The sequence below is a fragment of the Blattabacterium cuenoti STAT genome, assembly GCF_003573915.1.
GTDB lineage: Bacteria > Bacteroidota > Bacteroidia > Flavobacteriales > Blattabacteriaceae > Blattabacterium > Blattabacterium cuenoti_A.
On record NZ_AP014608.1, the window covers coordinates 309412 to 327957 of the forward strand.

Annotated in this window: 16 protein-coding genes and 1 tRNA gene; 6 read left to right on the forward strand and 11 right to left on the reverse strand. The window is 27.4% G+C overall.

The features are described from left to right. Window positions 1-12: 12 nt before the first annotated feature. The 6 genes from STAT_RS01485 to STAT_RS01510 are packed head-to-tail and all read right to left on the reverse strand — an operon-like array spanning window position 13 to window position 6038. The gene (locus STAT_RS01485; protein ID WP_119305501.1) at window positions 13-813 is read right to left on the reverse strand and encodes an enoyl-ACP reductase FabI; all 801 of its coding nucleotides are present in this window, start codon (window positions 811-813) and stop codon (window positions 13-15) included. A gap of 15 nt (window positions 814-828) precedes the next feature. Then, window positions 829-2091, reverse strand: coding sequence for a methionine adenosyltransferase (gene metK / locus STAT_RS01490; protein WP_119305502.1), 1263 nt, complete (start codon window positions 2089-2091; stop codon window positions 829-831). A gap of 31 nt (window positions 2092-2122) precedes the next feature. Continuing rightward, the gene (locus tag STAT_RS01495) at window positions 2123-3199 is read right to left on the reverse strand and encodes a bifunctional 3-deoxy-7-phosphoheptulonate synthase/chorismate mutase type II (RefSeq protein WP_172548536.1); all 1077 of its coding nucleotides are present in this window, start codon (window positions 3197-3199) and stop codon (window positions 2123-2125) included. 15 nt (window positions 3200-3214) lie between these two features. After that, window positions 3215-4066: a prephenate dehydrogenase gene (locus STAT_RS01500; protein ID WP_119305504.1), complete on the reverse strand. Its 852-nt coding sequence runs from the start codon at window positions 4064-4066 to the stop codon at window positions 3215-3217. Next, window positions 4063-5202 carry a pyridoxal phosphate-dependent aminotransferase gene (locus STAT_RS01505; RefSeq protein ID WP_119305505.1) on the reverse strand — a complete coding sequence of 380 codons (1140 nt, stop codon included), beginning with the start codon at window positions 5200-5202 and terminating at the stop codon, window positions 4063-4065. Before STAT_RS01505 ends, STAT_RS01500 begins: the two co-directional genes overlap by 4 nt. Continuing rightward, entirely contained in the window at window positions 5202-6038 is an 837-nt protein-coding gene (locus tag STAT_RS01510) for a prephenate dehydratase (protein WP_119305835.1), read from the reverse strand. The genes STAT_RS01505 and STAT_RS01510 overlap by 1 nt, the downstream gene beginning before the upstream one ends. Window positions 6039-6218: 180 nt before the next feature. On the opposite strand from STAT_RS01510, the gene STAT_RS01515 reads away from it, so the two are divergent. Continuing rightward, entirely contained in the window at window positions 6219-7559 is a 1341-nt protein-coding gene (locus tag STAT_RS01515; protein WP_119305506.1) for an Nramp family divalent metal transporter, read from the forward strand. On the opposite strand, the gene rplI is transcribed toward STAT_RS01515, so the two are convergent. The 5 genes from rplI to mnmE are packed head-to-tail and all read right to left on the reverse strand — an operon-like array spanning window position 7542 to window position 11629. Further along, window positions 7542-8000: a 50S ribosomal protein L9 gene (rplI, locus tag STAT_RS01520; protein WP_119305507.1), complete on the reverse strand. Its 459-nt coding sequence runs from the start codon at window positions 7998-8000 to the stop codon at window positions 7542-7544. The two genes, STAT_RS01515 and rplI, sit on opposite strands and share 18 nt — an antisense overlap. A 2-nt stretch (window positions 8001-8002) precedes the next feature. After that, complete coding sequence (gene rpsR / locus STAT_RS01525; RefSeq protein ID WP_119305508.1) at window positions 8003-8305, reverse strand: 30S ribosomal protein S18; 303 nt, start codon at window positions 8303-8305, stop codon at window positions 8003-8005. Then, entirely contained in the window at window positions 8302-8652 is a 351-nt protein-coding gene (gene rpsF, locus STAT_RS01530; protein ID WP_119305836.1) for a 30S ribosomal protein S6, read from the reverse strand. The genes rpsR and rpsF overlap by 4 nt, the downstream gene beginning before the upstream one ends. Window positions 8653-8710: 58 nt before the next feature. Further along, window positions 8711-10222, reverse strand: coding sequence for a glutamate--tRNA ligase (gene gltX, locus STAT_RS01535; RefSeq protein WP_119305509.1), 1512 nt, complete (start codon window positions 10220-10222; stop codon window positions 8711-8713). 12 nt (window positions 10223-10234) lie between these two features. Further along, window positions 10235-11629 (reverse strand): tRNA uridine-5-carboxymethylaminomethyl(34) synthesis GTPase MnmE, encoded by a 1395-nt coding sequence (gene mnmE / locus STAT_RS01540; RefSeq protein WP_119305510.1) that lies wholly within the window; start codon window positions 11627-11629, stop codon window positions 10235-10237. Window positions 11630-11717: 88 nt separating this feature from the next. Between mnmE and STAT_RS01545 the strand changes: the two genes are divergently transcribed. The 5 genes from STAT_RS01545 (at window position 11718) to STAT_RS01565 (ending at window position 18545) form a co-directional block, all read left to right on the forward strand. Then, the gene (locus tag STAT_RS01545) at window positions 11718-12623 is read left to right on the forward strand and encodes a N5-glutamine methyltransferase family protein (protein WP_119305511.1); all 906 of its coding nucleotides are present in this window, start codon (window positions 11718-11720) and stop codon (window positions 12621-12623) included. 15 nt (window positions 12624-12638) lie between these two features. Next, window positions 12639-14678, forward strand: a complete 2040-nt coding sequence (gene ligA, locus STAT_RS01550; RefSeq protein WP_119305512.1) for an NAD-dependent DNA ligase LigA — start codon at window positions 12639-12641, stop codon at window positions 14676-14678. Window positions 14679-14802: 124 nt separating this feature from the next. After that, window positions 14803-17205: an endopeptidase La gene (gene lon / locus STAT_RS01555; RefSeq protein ID WP_119305513.1), complete on the forward strand. Its 2403-nt coding sequence runs from the start codon at window positions 14803-14805 to the stop codon at window positions 17203-17205. A gap of 3 nt (window positions 17206-17208) precedes the next feature. After that, the gene (gene lysA, locus STAT_RS01560) at window positions 17209-18447 is read left to right on the forward strand and encodes a diaminopimelate decarboxylase (protein ID WP_119305514.1); all 1239 of its coding nucleotides are present in this window, start codon (window positions 17209-17211) and stop codon (window positions 18445-18447) included. Window positions 18448-18459: 12 nt separating this feature from the next. Continuing rightward, window positions 18460-18545, forward strand: a tRNA-Ser gene (locus tag STAT_RS01565). Window position 18546: the final 1 nt, after the last annotated feature.

The following is an 18546-nucleotide window of genomic DNA, read 5'->3' on the forward strand; positions in this document are numbered from 1 at the left end:
TGGATCTTGATTTTATGAAATCATAGTTTCACTAATTCCAGTATGAGAAAAACCTCCATCATGATATAAATTCTGCATGGTTACTTTTCTTGTTAAATCTGAAAAAAGTGTAATTATATAATTAGCGCAATCTTGTGCGGAAGCATTTCCTAACGGAGATATTTTGTCAGATAATGTTAAAAGTTGATCAAATCCTTTAATTGCTTTTGCTGCTCGTGTGATACTAGGAGACTGTGATACAGTATTGACCCTTACTTTTTCTTTGATTCCCCAATGATAACCAAAATTACGTGTTATACTTTCTAAATAAGATTTATAATCTGACATATCACCATAATGTGGAAAAATTCGTTGAGAAGCAATATATGTTATAGCCACAATAGAACCCCATTTATTCATCGCTTTTTTATTCCAAGCTGTTTGCATAATCTTATGAAAAGATACAGCAGATATTTCCCATCCTTTTCTCAGAAATTCATAATTTAAAGAAGGGTAAGTTAAACCTTTCCGTATATTTATGGACATAGCTATGGAATGTAATAAAAAATCTATTTTTCCTCCAAAATGATCTAATGTTTTTTCAAATAAAATATTTAGATCTTGTATGGAAGTGGCATCTGCTGGAATTAGAATAGATTTCGTTTTATGAGATAATTCATAAATTTTGCCTATTCTTAAAGAGATAGGAGTGTTGGTTAATACAAAAGACGCTTTTTCTTCATAAGCACGTTCTGCTACTTTCCAAGCAATAGAATTTTCATCTAAAGCTCCAAATATAATTCCTTTTTTTCCTTTTAGTAGATTGTAAGACATAGTTAAAATTTTTAACTAAAAATACCTATTTTTTGAAATATGAAATATATCCTTTATAATGGATAAATAATCCAATTTTTCCCATGTGAAGAGTTCTACTTTTTGTTTTTTTTGTTTTCCTTCTATATCCAAGAAATACTTATCTACTTTTTTTGGCGTCCTTCCCATATGTCCATATACGGATGTTTCTTCATACATTGGCTGGCGTAATTTTAATCTTTTTTCTATAGCATAAGGACGTAAATCAAAAATTTTTTTTACATTCAACGCTATGTTTTCATTATCTATTTTTGATTTACCATAAGTATTAACGAAAATTCCTATAGGAGCTGAAATTCCTGCCGCATAAGCTATTTGTATTAACAATTCATCTGAAATTCCTGATGCTACTAAGTTTTTTGCTATATGTCTAGCAGCATAAGCTCCAGCTCTATCCATTTTAGATGGGTCTTTTCCAGAAAAAGCCCCTCCTCCATGAGATCCTCTTCCTCCATAAGTATCTACTATAATCTTTCTTCCAGTAACCCCAGTATCCCCATGAGGTCCTCCTGTAACAAATTTTCCTGTTGAATTAATATAATATTTTGTTTTATCCGTAAATAATTTTTTACCATTTTTTATATTATTCATTACTCTTGGTATAAGAATATTCTTGATATCATCAACTATACGTTTATGCATTCTTTCTTTCGTATCAAATTCATCATGTTGAGTTGAAATAACAATAGTATGAATATGTACTGGGATATTATCGTTAGAATATTTTAAAGTTACTTGAGATTTTGCATCTGGACGTAAATAGGTCATTTTTTCTCCTTCATTTCTAAGAAATGAAAGTTCCCTTAATATATGATGTGAAATTTCTAATGATAGTGGCATATAATTTTCTGTTTCTTTTACAGCATAACCAAAAACAAAACATTGATCTCCAGATCCTTGTTCTTCTTTTTTTGATTTTTGAATTCCTTCCAATAGATCCAAAGATTGTTCTTGAATAGAAGAAAGAACTCCACAAGAATCTGCATTGAATCTATATTCATTTTTATTATATCCTATTTTTCTGAGAATAGCGCGAGCTATTTTTTGAACATTAACCCAAGTCTTAGAATTAACTTCTCCAGCTAATATGATTTGTCCCGTGGTGACTAAAGTTTCTATAGCGACTTTTGCATCTGGATCAAATGCTAAAAAATGATCTAATATAGAATCAGATATTTGATCTGAAATCTTATCAGGATGACCTTCTGAAACAGATTCGCTGGTAAATAAATAAGCCATTTTTAGGAAGGACTAATAAGTATATTTATTATTATTGGATTTGATTTTGAATTTTAACAGATTCTTGATGTAACAACTGAAAAAATTCTTCAAGAAATTTTTCAGAAATCCCTAATTTTTTACCAAAATTCATAGATTTTTTCATAATATCTTTCCATCTATTAGGTTGAAGGATAGCAATATCTGAAGATTTTTTCAATGTTCCTAATTTTTTTGAAATGTTCATTCTCTCTGCTAAAAGCGTAATAAGATTTTCATCTAGTTCATCGATTAAAATTCTGAAAGAATCTAATAAATGTTTTTGACTTTTTTGATCACATTTTTCGATATATGTTAATTGTTTTAACATTTCAAAAAGATTTTCTGGAGTGATTTGTTGTTTAGCATCGCTCCAAGCCTGATTAGGATCACAATGACTTTCTATCATTAATCCTTCATATTGAAAATGATAAGCTTTTTTTGCTATATCCAAAATTCCTTCTTTATTTCCACAAATATGTGAAGGATCACATAGAATAGGAATTTTAGGAAGAAGCCTCCTAAAATTTAATAAAAGATTCCAATTAGGTTGATTACGATATCTTGAATTTTTATAGGTGTAGAAACCACGGTGTATGACGCCTAATTTTCTAATTCCTTTCCCCGATAAACGTTCTAAAGCTCCTATCCATAATTCTATATCAGGATGAATTGGGTTTTTCACTAAAATAATTTTATTATTTTCTTCTTCCAAAGCATCCGCTATTTCTTGAATGATAAAAGGACTCGACGTGCTCCTAGCTCCTATCCAAAGGATATCTATTCCAAAAGAAATGGCTAATTTTACATGTTCTGCATTTGCTATCTCTGTAGCTACCATTAATCCCGTACTCTTTTTAACTTTACGTAGCCATTCTAACCCCTCCTTTCCAACTCCTTCAAAATTATTGGGTTTTGTTCTAGGTTTCCATATTCCAGCTCTAAATCCTTGAACATAGGAAGAATTCAATCTTTTGGCTGTTTCTAATATTTGTCGTTCACTTTCTGCACTACAAGGACCAGATATAATGAAAGGATGATTCCATGCATCAATCCAAGTTCTGTCGATATTATTATTTAATTTATCCATCACAATACATCTAATTTACACATATTTTTTATCTTTTATGTCGTTTGCTTTTTTCATATATTGATCTATTTTATAAAGTTTTTGGTCTATTAAATGATTACGAAATTTATTTAAACAATCAATATAAAAATCTATAGATTGAATCAGATTTTCTTTATTCGAAATAAAAATAGGTAACCATGTTTCAGGCTTACTTTTCGCTAAACGTGTAGTTGAATCTAATCCACTTCCCATCATATTATGAAAAAATTTTTTTTTATTTTTAAATTTTTTTAAAACTGTATTAGCTAAAGCGAAGGAAACTACATGAGGTAAATGAGAGATATAAGCAATATATAAATCATGTTCTTGAGAAGTCATATAAATCATACGCATTTTCATCATAGAATAGATTTTATTAACAACCGATATTGCATCTGGAGCACTAAATTCAGAATCACAAATAATGCATTTTTTTTGATAAAACAAATCAGAATCAGCTGAAATAGGTCCAGAATTTTCAATTCCTGCAATCGGATGTGTCGCTACAAAACGATTTCTTTTAGGATGAGAAGAAATCCTATTACAAATAGGATATTTTGTAGATCCAGTGTCTAAAATGACTGTATCCGTACTGATTTTATTCAAAATACTTGGAAGTATTTTTTCTATTCCATCTACAGGAATAGATAAAACAATAACTGAAGATTGCAAGATAAGATCTTGTAAAGGAATTATCTCATCTACGATTCCAAGTTTTACAGCATGTAAAGCATTTTCTTGATTAGAATCTGTTCCTATAAATCTATCTCCAAAATTTGATTTTTTCAATCCTAAACCAATAGACCCTCCAATCAATCCTAATCCTATTATTCCAATGATATTCATGAAAAAATTCTATTTTTTGCCTCTTCCAAAATATTTATTGGACAACACATAGAAAACCTTACATATCCTTTCCCATTATGACCAAACACTCTTCCAGGTGTCACAAATATGTGATAATTTTTTAGGAACTGTTCTGACCATATTTGATCATTATTTTCTGAGTCAGTTATTTTTGCCCAAACAAATATTCCAGAACTATTTTTTTCATATTTTAAATTGAAAAAATCACATATATCCCATAGAATTTTTCTTCGTTTAAAATATTCTATATTAAGGCCTTCAATCCATTTTAAATCATGATTCATGGCTTCTATAGCTCCAATTTGGATGGGATAATACATACCAGAATCCATTTGACTTTTTATTTTCAATATATTATGAATAAATTTTTTTTTTCCTATGACCATTCCAACACGCCATCCAGGCATATTATAATTTTTACTTAGAGAATTCAATTCCAAAGCTATATCTTTAGCTCCTTTTATATTAAAAATACTGAAAGAACGTTCCTCATTCAATATCAAACTATAAGGATTATCATGAACGAGTAATACATGATTTTTTTTCGCAAAAAAAACAATTTTTTCTAATTCTTCAAAAGAAATCGTTGCCCCCGTAGGCATATGAGGGTAATTTATCCACATTATTTTTGCCTTTGATAATTTTTCCAAATTAGGAATCCAATTTTCATTTTCATAAAGATCATAATAAACGATTTTTGCTTCCAAAAGTTTTGATATAGAGGAATAAGTAGGATATCCAGGATCTGGAATTAAAACCTCGTCTCCTTTATCTAAATAAGACATACTTATATGCATAATTCCTTCTTTAGAACCCATTAATGGTAAAATTTCATTTTCAGGATCGACATCGACTTGATATACTTTTTTATACCAATTAGAAATAGCATTTCGTAATGCATCTATCCCAATGTAACTTTGATAAGTATTAGCATTCTTTAATTCTGACGCTTGTTTCATTTTTTGTATGACACCATATGGAGGAAAAAGATCAGGATTTCCAATTCCTAAATTAATGATATTCAATCCATTTTTTTTAAGATTTTTAATTTCCTTCATTTTTTCTGAAAAAAAATATTCCGATATTTGATGCGTTCTTTTTGCTTCTACAATCATTAGGATCTAATTCTACCATTTTTATATTCCCCCATAATAGACAATTGATAAAGACAAGGAATTTTTTGTATTTTTTTTTTCATTTTTTCATAATCTCTTATATTATTGAATATAATATCCACATAAAATGAATATTCCCAAGGTCTTTGTATAATAGGAATGGATTGTATTTTCGTCATGTTAATTCCAAGACTAGATATAAGACTCAATATCTGAGATAAACTACCAGTAGTATGCAATATATTAAATTTTAATGAAGCTTTATTGAAAGAATCATTCTTTTGTTTAGAATAATTTTTAATAATGAAAAATCTGGTAAAATTACTTTTAATAGTTTGTATATTATTAAAAATGATCTCCAGCCCATATTCTTGAGCTGCATTTTCAGACGCGATCGCGGCTAACCCTTTCTTTTTGTATATAGAAATATATTTAGCTGCCGAAGCTGTATCCGAATATTCGGATATTTTTATGTAAGGATGTGTTTCTATGAACGATTTACATTGTAAAATTGCCATATAATGAGAATATATCTCCTTAATATCTTCTATATTTTGTCCGGGATAAGCCATAAGATGATGTTGGATTAGCATATACACCTCTCCCACTATTTTTAGTTTATATTCAGATAAAAGACTGTAATTCGTCAATATTGTTCCCGCTATGGTATTTTCTATCGCCATAACTCCAATATCTACGTTAGATTCTGCAACAGAAACAGCCAATTCCCTAAAAGAAGAACATTCCATTAACTTATAATTACATCCTTCAAAATATTTGGAAACAGCTGCATGATGAAAACACCCTTTAACCCCTTGTATCGCTATTTTTTTCATGAAACAAAAAAAAAGATGGAAAACCCCATCAGTAGAGCGAAAAAATATGAAACAAATATAAAAAATTATTCTATTTTTTACAATTTTTTCACAATGAAAATGATCCAATATGAATAGACACACCAAAAAGAAGAAAACGGTTAACTTTATTTTTTTATATTTCTACTATTCTATTTTATTATGCAAAATAAAAAATCTTCTATAGGATGGAGGAATGAAAACAAACGCCCTTCTCTTTCGGAAGTTTTTTCTTCCGTTTCTGTTCCTAAACAAAAAGGAATATGGAAAAAACTTTTTGCTTTTACTGGTCCAGGTTTATTAATTGCTGTAGGATATATGGATCCAGGAAATTGGGCTACAGATATTTCTGGAGGGGCTCAATTTGGTTATATGCTTTTATCCGTTATTTTTATATCCAATTTTTTCGCTATTATTTTGCAATATTTGGCTTTAAAATTAGGAATTGTTTGTGAAAGAGATTTAGCACAAGCTTGTAGAGATCATTATTCACCCTTGATTAGTTTTCTATTATGGATTTTATGTGAAATAGCTATTGCAGCTTGTGATTTAGCTGAAATTATTGGTTCTGTATTAGCCTTAAAATTACTTTTCGGAATTCCTATGACATGGGGTGTATTAATTACAGTTATAGATGTTTTTATTATTCTATTTTTCCAATATAAAGGGTTTAGATATATTGAAAGTGTAGTAGCAGCTTTAATTTTTACAATTTTAATTTGTTTTAGTTTTGAAATTATTAGTTCAAAACCTGAAATTTTTCTCATATTAAAAGGAATTATTCCCAATCCTGAAATTATAAAAAATTCGCATTCTTTTTATATCTCTATAGGAATATTAGGAGCAACAGTCATGCCTCATAATCTCTATCTTCATTCCAGTATTATACAAACTAGAGATTACCCACGGACTATTGAAGGAAAAAAAATGGCTATAAAATATGCGACTATAGACAGTACCTTATCGTTGTCTTTAGCTTTTTTTATCAATGCATCGATATTAATCATATCGGCAGCTACTTTTCATAAAAGTGGATATACAGAAATTGCAGATATTATGGATGCACACAAACTTTTAATTCCTATATTAGGTTCTAGTCTATCTGGAATTTTTTTTGCATTAGCTTTACTAGCATCAGGTCAAAATTCAACATTAACTGGAACTCTAGCTGGACAAATAGTAATGGAAGGGTTTCTTAATATAAAATTTAAACCTTGGATTCGAAGATTAATAACGAGACTTATAGCTATTGTTCCTGCTATGATTGCCTCTATTGTTTATGGAGAAAAAGGAACAGCGAAATTATTAATAATTAGTCAAATTATTTTATCAATTCAACTAAGTTTTGCTATTGTTCCATTAGTTAACTTTACAGGCGATTCTAAAAAAATGGGGCCATTTGTCAATGGTGCGATTTTAAAAATATCATCTTGGTTGATTACCATCATCATAATATTTCTAAATTTATTTTTAATATATAATACTTTATTGGGAAGAAGATGATAATACTTCAAAATTTAACGTAAATTCTCGTTTTAGATGTAATCGTATTTTTGCCTGATGTCTTCCTATTGTTTTAATAACTTTATTTCCAGGAATTCTAATAAATCTTTTATCTATAAAAATTCCTTCTTTATTCAAAATTTTCATAAGGTATTGATTATTAATCGAACCAAAAAATTTTCCTCCTTTACCTACCTTTACTGGTATTTTAATAGTTAATTTTCTTAATTTATCTTCTATTTCTTTCGATTGTTTAATTAAAAAATGTTCTTTTTTCGAACGTTGTTTCAATATTTCATGAGTATTTTTTATAGTTCCAGGCAGTGCTAAAACAGCATATCCTTTAGGAATGAGATAGTTTCTAGCATAACCAGGTTTTACATCTAATTCATCATATTGAAACCCTAAATTTTCTATGTCTTTTTTTAGGAGAATTTTCATATTTATCTTAAATCATCTGTAACAAAAGGTAAAAGTCCAATTTGCCTACATCTTTTAATAGCTGCATTTAATTTATTCTGATACTTTTGTAAAGTACCTGTAATACGACGAGGTAAAATTTTTCCTTGTGCATTCAGAAATTTTATTAAAAACATAGGATCTTTATAATCTATATATTTAATATTATTTTTTTCAAAAAAACAATATTTTTTTTCTACTTTAGTTTCTATTTTTATAGGAGATAAATATCTTAATTCATTATCTACTGTTTTTTTTTCATGTTGATGGCTTTCCTCTAAAATCATAATTTTTCATCTTTTTTTAAAAATTTTTTCCTTCTTTTTTCAGCATATTCTATTCCATATTTATTTAATTTTACAGTTAAAAAACGTAAGATACGTTCATCTTGTCTTAATTTTAATTCCAAATCAGAAACTAAATTAGAATTTAACAAAAATTCAAATAAATGAAAACAACCGCTTTGTTTTTTTTGAATGGAATAAGCTAGTTTTTTTAAACCCCAATGTTCCTGATGGACGATTTTTCCTTTTTTTTTGATAATATAGTTTTCATATTCTTTTGCTGTTTTTTTTGCTTGCTCATCAGATAATATAGGAGTAATTACTATAATATTTTCATAATGTTTAAACATTGAATTTTTTTTACGAAAATGTAAATCTATATTTTTATGTTCTTTTTTCAAAAACATTCTAAATTTTTTCTTTAATTTGATTGATTAGTTTTTCTATCCGTTGCATGCTTTCTTTTTTTCCAATCATTTCAAAAATAATGAAAATATCAATTCCTTTTAGAAATCCCACTAAAGCTAAACGAAATAATTGCATGATTTGATGTTTATTTTTTGTTTTTTGAAATAAAAATTTCAAATTGAAAGACGTAAATGCATTGATTTTATATAATAAAATTTTAGCATTTTCCAATTGAGAAATAGTATTTTCATGACAAATTTTATTAAAAAAATGAACGTCATAAGAACTAGGAGAAATAAAAAAATAAAAAGAATGTTCCCATATTTCATGAATAAAATGAATCCGATTTATTGTTAAATAGATCACTTTCCATAAATAATCTTTTTTGCATAAAATAGAACGTGTTTTGATTTTTTCGAAAAGAAATGAAAATATTTTTTCTTTTTTTTCATTTAAATATTTTTTATTGAACCAATTTGCTTTTTTGATATCAAAAAAAACACCGGATTTCTTTATTTTTTCTAAAGAAAATAAATTTATTAATTCTTGTAAAGAAAAAACCTCCCTTTCGCCTCCAGGATTCCATCCTAATAAAGCTAACATATTCACAAATGCTTCTGGAAAATAACCTAATTCCCTATATCCTGGTATGATAGTTTTTGTTTTTGGATTTTTCCATTGTATAGGATATATAGGAAAATTAAAACTATCTGTATTTCTTTTACTAATTTTTCCTCTTCCATCATTTTTTAAAATCAAAGGTAAATGCGCAAAATGAGGAGGCGTCCACCCCAAAGATTTATATAACAATACATGCAAAGACATAGATGGAATCCATTCTTCTCCTCTAATTACATGAGTAATTTTCATTAAAAAATCATCTATTGTATTAGCTAAATGATAAGTAACTCCTCCATCCGATTTTAATAAAATTTTATCGTCTAAGTGATCTGTGTCAACTATTATATTTCCACGTATGATATCATACATTTTCAATTTTTTTCCAGGTTCTATTTTAAATCGAACGACATAAGAACAAGATCGTAATTTATCATGTAATTGTTCTTTTGTCATACTTAAAGAATTATTTAATTTCATTCTAATTCTAGAATTATAAGAAAAAGTTAACCCACGATGATTATATTCTTTTCTTTTTTTATCAAGATCTTGATCTGTATCAAAAGCATAATAAGCATTTCCTTTTTTTAATAATTTATTGATATATAAACGATAAATATTTATTCTTTTAGATTGATAATAAGGAAAATAAGGGCCTCCATATCCTACCCCTTCGTCAGGTTCTATGTGACACCATTTTAATGTTTCCAAAATATATGATTCAGAATTCTCAATAAATCTTTTTCTATCAGTATCTTCTATTCTCAAGATGAATTTTCCACCATGTTTTTTAGCGAAAAGATAATTATATAATGCTGTTCTGATTCCACCTAAATGAAGTGGTCCTGTAGGACTAGGAGCAAAACGAACTCTTACAGAATCTTGTTGTAACATAATTTATCAATTTTATTTTCCGATGCAAAATTTTGAAAAAATATTTTGGAGTATATCTTCACTTGTGATTTCTCCCGTTATCTCTCCTAAATACCGTAAAGCCTCTTTAATATATATTGAAATTAAATCTATCGAAAATCCTTTATGAAAAGCATGATGAGCCAATGATAGTTCTTTTAATGATAGTTTCAAAGCTTCATAATGTCTGTATTGTGTCACTACTATTTTTTGTTCTTTTAATTTATCTAAAAATAAAGAACTCAAAGCGTTAAGTACATTTTTAACTTCATGAGAATTTTTTGAAGAAATTTCAAAAAAATAAGGAATTTTTGACTTAAAATTTTCAATACCATGACAAAAAGATATATCTGATTTATTCGCTATAACAAAAATATTTTTTAATGGATATTTTTTATAAATTTTTTGAATATTATTACTAATCATTTTTTGTTCTTTTTTATTCGAAGAATCAAAAATATAGAATATGACTTGAGATTCTTCTATTTTTTTCATAGTTTTTTCCATTCCCATAACTTCTATAGGATCTTGGGTTTTTCTAATTCCAGCTGTATCCCAAAAATGAAAAAGAATTCCATTTAAAATTATCTCTCCTTTTACACAATCCCTGGTTGTTCCTTCTATATGAGATATAATGGAACGGTTTTCCTGAATTACCTGATTAAAAAAAGTAGATTTTCCTACATTAGGTTCTCCAATAATAACTACATAAATTCCTTTTTTTATAGCATTTCCTAACGAAAAAGATTCAATCAAATTTTTTAAGATCTCTTCTAGTTCTTGCAAAAAAGAAAAAAGATCTGATCTTTTAGAAAAAATTACATCCTCTTCATCAAAATCCAATTCCAATTCTAGTAAAGAGACAAAATCCAACAATTTTTTTCTTAAACACTTAATAGTATTAGATAATGTTCCTTTAATTTGTTGCAAAGAGATTTCATGATAGACTTTATTTTCAGATACAATCAAATCAGCGATTGCTTCCGCTTGTGATAAATCCAATTTTTTATTTATAAAAGCACGAAATGTAAATTCTCCAGGACGAGCTAAACGTATTCCTTTTCTAATCAGTAATTGCAAAATATGCTGTTGAATATAATAAGATCCATGACAAGAAATCTCTATCATATTCTCTCCTGTATAAGAAAAAGGAGATTTAAAAATAGAAACTAAAACTTGATCTAATAAATTATGATTTTCCGATACAATATATCCTAAATGAATCGTATGGGTCAATTGATTTTCCAGTTTTTTTCCAGGTTTAATAGAAATAAAAACATTTTCAACAGTAGATATAGATTTCTTTCCAGAAATACGAATAACGGAAACAGCACTATATCCAATAGGAGTTGCTAAAGCAGCAATGGTATCATCATCTAAATCTAACATAAAAAACGAAAAGATTATATATATATGTATTAATTTAAAATAAGTATTTTTTTGAAAATTTTCATTATTTTAATTTCATTTCATTAATATGGAATCTTTTGACAAATTTTACCGTATTTTTCAAAAAACTCTTCAAAATTTATATCCAGAACCTAAAGAATTAGAAAATATATTTTTTTTACTCACTACTCATATTTTTCAATGTGATAAAATAACTATATTATTACGATTAAGTAGAAAAGAACAAATTGATTTTGTTACTTACGATAAATTAATAAAAAAATTATGGGAATTAAAAAAAAATAGACCTATACAATATGTAATTGGACATACCTACTTTTTTGGAATGAAATTTATTGTTAATGAAAAAGTATTCATTCCAAGACAAGAAACAGAAGAATTAGTATATTGGATTTTACAAGATTATAAAAAAAATTTCCATCATCATCATGATGCTTATATTCAAGTATTTGATATTGGAACAGGAAGTGGATGCATTAGTATTTCTTTAAAAAAGAAAAAACCTGAAATTGTAAATATTCATGCTATAGATTTTGATCAAGAAGTTCTTGACATAGCTAAGAAAAACGCAAAATTACATAATGTGAAAATTTCGCTAAAAAATATGGATATCTTAAAAGAAGAAATAGATCCCCTTATAAAAAGAAATAAAAATTATGTTCACATTATCGTAAGTAATCCTCCTTATGTAAAATTATCTGAAAAAAAAATCCTACATCCAAACATTCTTCAATACGAGCCTTACAAAGCTTTATTTGTTCCTGATGAGACCCCTTTGATTTTTTATCAATCAATTTCTTTTTGGATAAAAAAAAGACTTACTGGAATCGTTTATATTTATTTTGAAATAAACCAATTTATTTATTTGGATATTATTAATTTTTTAAAAAAAATGGGATTTTTAAATATAGAGATCAGAAAAGACTTACAAGGTTTTTTTAGAATGGTTCGTGCAGTTTATTACGCAAAATAAATGAATTAATAAAAAATGGATAATAAAAAAGTAGAAAAAAAAATATATCAACTCAGGAAAGAGTTATTAAAATATAATGATCAATATTATAATCTTGATATTTCAGAAATATCAGACTATCATTTTGATAAAAAATTAAAAGAATTATCTTTTTTAGAAAATCAATATCCTGAATTACAAAATTCTACTTCTCCTACAATGAAAATAGGAGCAAAAGTTCATCAAACGGACTCTATCTCTTCTACTGGTTATCATAAATACAAAATGTATTCTATTCAAAATATCTATTCTAAAAAAGAATTAATAATTTGGAAGACAAAAATAAATCAATCAGTTCATTCTTTATCTTTTGTATGTGAACCAAAATATGATGGAGTATCTATTAATTTGATTTATCAAAACGGATTTTTAACAAAAGCGTTAACTCGTGGTGATGGAGAAAAAGGAGAAGATGTAACAAAAAATATAAAAACGATAAAATCTATTCCTATCAAACTAATAGGAAATAACTATCCTACGTATCTCGAGATACGTGGAGAAATTTTTCTTCCTATAAAAAATTTTATAAAAATAAATAAAAAACGTATTCACAATGGACAAATTCCTTATGCAAACCCAAGAAATACGGCAAGTGGAACCCTAAAAATTCAGGATACTAAGGAAGTACGTGAAAGAGGGTTATTTTGTATAGCATTTCATGTTTTAGGAAGACATTTACCTTTTAATACACAATATGAAGCTATGAAATACATAAAATTTTGGGGTTTTCAAGTTCCAAAAGGACGTTTTTGCAGAAATTTAAAAGAAGTATTCTATTTTATAGACTTTTGGGAAAATTATCAAAATCAACTTCCGTATCATACGGATGGAATCGTTATTAAAGTAAATGAATATAAAAAACAATCCTTTCTAGGATTTACTAATAAATATCCACGTTGGGCTATTGCCTATAAGTTTAGACAAAAATTATATGAAACTAAATTATTAAGTATTACGTTTCAAGTGGGACGTACGGGGATCATAACACCTGTAGCCAATGTTGTTCCTATTTTAATTACTGGAACTACAATCAAAAGAGTTCCCCTTTATAATGATCGTTTTATACAAAATATGGGCATTCATTATAAGGATACCCTTTTATTAGAAAAAGGAGGAAATATCATTCCAAAAGTCACAGAAATTAACATAAAAAAAAGATCAAATCAAACTTTTCCTGTTTTTTTTTTAAAAAAATGTCCCTCATGTAATAACATTTTAACGAAAAAAAATAAATTATTTTACTGTACTAATCAAAATTGTTTTTCTCAAAAAATAGGAAAAATAATACATTTTGTAAATGTGATGAATATAAAAAAAATTGGAGTAAAAATGATTCATAAACTATACAAAAAAGGTTTTTTATATAATTTTTATGATTTATATGAATTGGAAAAAAAAGATCTATTTCAAATAGATGGAGTCAAAGAGAAATTGGCGTATGGAATTTTGAATAATATAGAAAAATCGAAAAAAAATTCTTATTGTAGAGTATTATTTTCCTTAGGAATTCGTTATATAGGAGAATATGTTTCAAAAAAATTGACAGAAAATTTTTCGAATATCAATTCTTTAATACATGCAAATTATAATCATTTAATTTCTATTTATGGAATAGGAAAAAAAATTGCAAAAAGTATTATTACTTATTTTTCAATTTCAGAACATCAATACACCGTTAAAATACTTTTAAAATATGGATTAAAATTACATATTTCGAAATATCCTATGATGATAAAAAAATATTCCTTAATTCAAGGAAAATCTTTTGTATTTACAGGTAAATTATATTGTATGACTCGGAATGAGGCTAAAAATATAGTAGAATGTTTAGGTGGAATAGTGTATAATACAGTTAATAATAGAATTAATTTTATAGTAGTTGGAAAAAATTTCGGTAAAAAATTGAAGGAAAGTATGAAAAAAAATCACGTAAAAATTTTAACAGAACAGATCTTTTTGGATCTCATACAAAAAGAAAAAAATCAAAATAAATCAATTTTTAACAATTGTCAGTAATTCATTAAAGTCCGTACATATGGTTTTTTTTTTCATATAGAAAACAGTATATTTAATTTATACAAGTGGGGATTGATTCTTAGAAAAGTTAATCCATTATTTAAGTCAGAAATCTATTTTTTTTATGTTATTAAAAAATATATTTACAGAATCTGGATTCGAGTCTGAAGCTGAGTTTATACCCTTAATGAGTCAAGATGAAGAAGATCAGTTACTTAAAGACGATGTTCCCGAACAATTATGTATCTTAACAGTAAGAAATATGGTTTTGTATTCTGGAATTGTTTTTCCAATTATAGCAGGAAAAAGTGGATCCATACAATTATTACAAGATGCTTATGGATTAGATAAAACGGTTGGAGTATTAACACAAAAAAATTCTGGAATAGAAAACCTTAGTGAAAAAGATTTATATTCTATTGGAACGGTTGCTAAAATATTAAAATTATTGAAAATGCCTGATGGAAACACTACCGTTATTTTGCAGGGAAAAAGAAGATTTAAAGTCAATCGTTTTATTCAAAATGATCCATATTTTAAAGCAGAAATTATAGCATTAGAAGAAAATAAACCTTCCTGTCAGGATAAAGAATACCTTGCTTTAGTAGAATCTATAAAGGAAATAGCTATAAAAATTATTCAAGATAACCCAAATCTTCCATCAGAAGCAAGCATTGCAATTCGCAATATCGAAAGTCCTTCTTTTTTAATAAATTTTGTAGCAGCTAATATGAATTTAGCTACTAGAGATAAACAAAAATTGTTAGAATACGATGATTTGAAAAAAAGAGCAATGGAAACATTACGTTTTCTAAACGTAGAACATCAACAAATTAAATTAAAAAATGATATTCAATCCCGTGTTCGTAGTGATATGGATCAGCAACAAAGAGAATATTTTTTGCATCAGCAAATTAAAGCCATACAAGAAGAATTAGGAGATATTTCTTACGAAAAAGAAATAGATGAAATGCGTGTTAAAGGTTCCAGAAAAAAATGGCCAAAAGAAGCAAAAAAACAGTTTGATAGGGAATTACTAAAAATGCAAAGAACTAATCCTCAAATGCCAGAATATACAGTTCAAAGAAACTATTTGGAATTAATGATTGATCTTCCTTGGGGAAAATATTCAAAAGATAACTTTGATTTAGAATATGCACAAAAAATACTAGATAGAGATCACTATGGACTGGAAAAAGTAAAAGAACGGATTATAGAATACTTGGCTGTCTTAAAACTAAGAGGAGATATGCGTTCCCCTATTCTATGCTTTTATGGACCACCTGGAGTCGGAAAAACTTCTTTGGGAAGATCTATAGCTACTGCATTGAAAAGAAAATATGTTCGTATTTCTTTAGGAGGACTACATGATGAATCGGAAATCCGGGGACATAGAAGAACTTATATAGGAGCTATGCCTGGTAGATTATTACAATCTATTCGAAAAGTAGGAACTTCAAATCCTGTTTTTGTGATAGACGAAATAGATAAAATGGGAATAGGTACAAATGGAGACCCTTCTTCTGCTATGTTGGAAGTTTTAGATCCGGAACAAAATACTTCATTTTACGATAATTTTTTAGAAATGGGGTACGATTTATCAAAAGTATTATTCATTGCTACAGCAAATTCACTTTTTCATATTCAACCTGCTTTAATAGATAGAATGGAAATCATAGAAATGAATGGATATACTGTAGAAGAAAAAACACAAATTGTAAAAAAGCATATTTTACCTAAACAATTAAAAGACAATGGATTAAAAAAGTCAGATTTAACACTTGGTATAAAACAAATAGAAAAAGTCATTGAAAGTTATACAAGAGAATCTGGATTGAGAACTTTAGAAAAACAAATTTCTAAATTAGCACGTTATATAGCTAAACATATTGTTATGAACAAGAAATATGTAAAGCATTTGAGCATTGAAAAAATAGAAAAAATTCTTGGGATTCCCAATGATCCAGATCGTTATGAAGAAAATCATGTTCCTGGTGTAGTAACTGGTTTAGCTTGGACCCATTTTGGAGGAGATATTTTATATATTGAATCCAGTTTATCTAAAGGTAAAGGTCATTTAAGTATTACTGGAAATTTAGGAGAGGTCATGAAAGAATCTGCCACAATTGCTTTACAATATATTAAGGCTCATTATAAAGAATTTCATATAGACCCTATAATGTTTGAAGAAAAAAATGTACATGTTCATGTTCCTGAAGGAGCTGTTCCCAAAGATGGTCCATCTGCAGGAATAACAATGTTAACATCTCTAGTATCAAGTTTTACGAAAAGGAAGTTAAAACCTCATTTAGCTATGACAGGAGAAGTTACCCTAAGAGGAAAGGTTCTTCCTGTTGGTGGAATTAAAGAAAAAATTCTAGCGGCTAAACGTGCTAATATTAAAGAAATTATTCTTTCACAGGATAATAAAAAAGATGTAGAAGAAATAAAAACCGAACACTTGAAAGGATTAACCTTTGATTATGTTAGAAATATGAATGATGTGATTCATTTATCTTTACTGTAAATTATGATACATGAATTAAAAAATAAAAACAATCCAATTCATAGAGAATCTTTAATTCAACTTGCAAAAAAATATGGAACTCCACTTTACGTATACGATTTTTTCAAAATAAAAAAACAATATATAAAAATGAAAAACGCTTTTAATGGTGTAAAAAATTTAATCATTAATTATGCCTGTAAAGCTAATACTAATCTGAATATACTAAAGTTTTTGCAAAAATTGGGAAGTGGATTAGATACCGTATCTATTCAGGAAGTAAAAATAGGATTAAAAGCAGGATTTCATCCTAAAAAAATTATATTCACACCTAATTGTGTTTCTCTTCAAGAAATAAAAGAAGCTGTTAATTTCGGAGTTAGAATCAATTTAGATAATCTATCCATTTTAGAACAATTTGGAGAATATTATCCTGATTATGCTATAGGAATCAGAATTAATCCGCATATTATGGCAGGAGGAAATTATAAAATTTCAGTAGGACATATTGATTCTAAATTTGGAATTTCTTACTATCAAATACCTCATATGAAAAGAATATTAAAAAATACCGGTCTTAAAATAGAAGGATTTCATATGCATACAGGGTCTGATATATCAGATATTAAAGCTTTTTTGTCAGGAGCAGAAGTATTATTTCAAACAGCTATAGATTTTCCAAATCTCGATTATATTGATTTTGGAAGTGGATTTAAAGTCCCATACAAAAAAAATGATCTCAAAACAGATCTTAATTATTTAAGTTATTCTATTACAAAAAAATTTCTAAATTTTTGTGAAAATTACGGTAATAAAATTACCTTAATTTTTGAACCAGGTAAATTTATAGTTAGTGAATCTGGATATTTTTTAGTAAGTGTAAATGTTATTAAACATACAGTTTCTACTGTGTTTGCTGGAGTAAATTCAGGATTTAATCATTTTCTTCGTCCTATGTTTTATGATGCTTATCACTGTATTGAAAATATTTCTAATCCAGATGGTCGTTTTCGTTTTTACACAGTAGTCGGATATATTTGCGAATCAGACACCTTTGGTGTAAATAGAAAAGTTAAAGAAATTCGTGAAGGAGACATTTTATGTATTAAAAATGCAGGAGCCTATTGTTTTTCTATGTCTTCTAACTATAATTCTCGTTATAGACCTTCTGAAGTTATGATTTTTAAAGGAAAAGATTTTCTTATAAGAAAAAGAGAAACGATGCAAGATCTTATGAGGAACATAATAGATATACACATATAGTAAAAATAAATTGGAGAGATGGCAGAGTGGTTAATTGCGGCGGTCTTGAAAACCGTTGAGGGTAACTCCCTCCGGGGGTTCGAATCCCTCTCTCTCCGT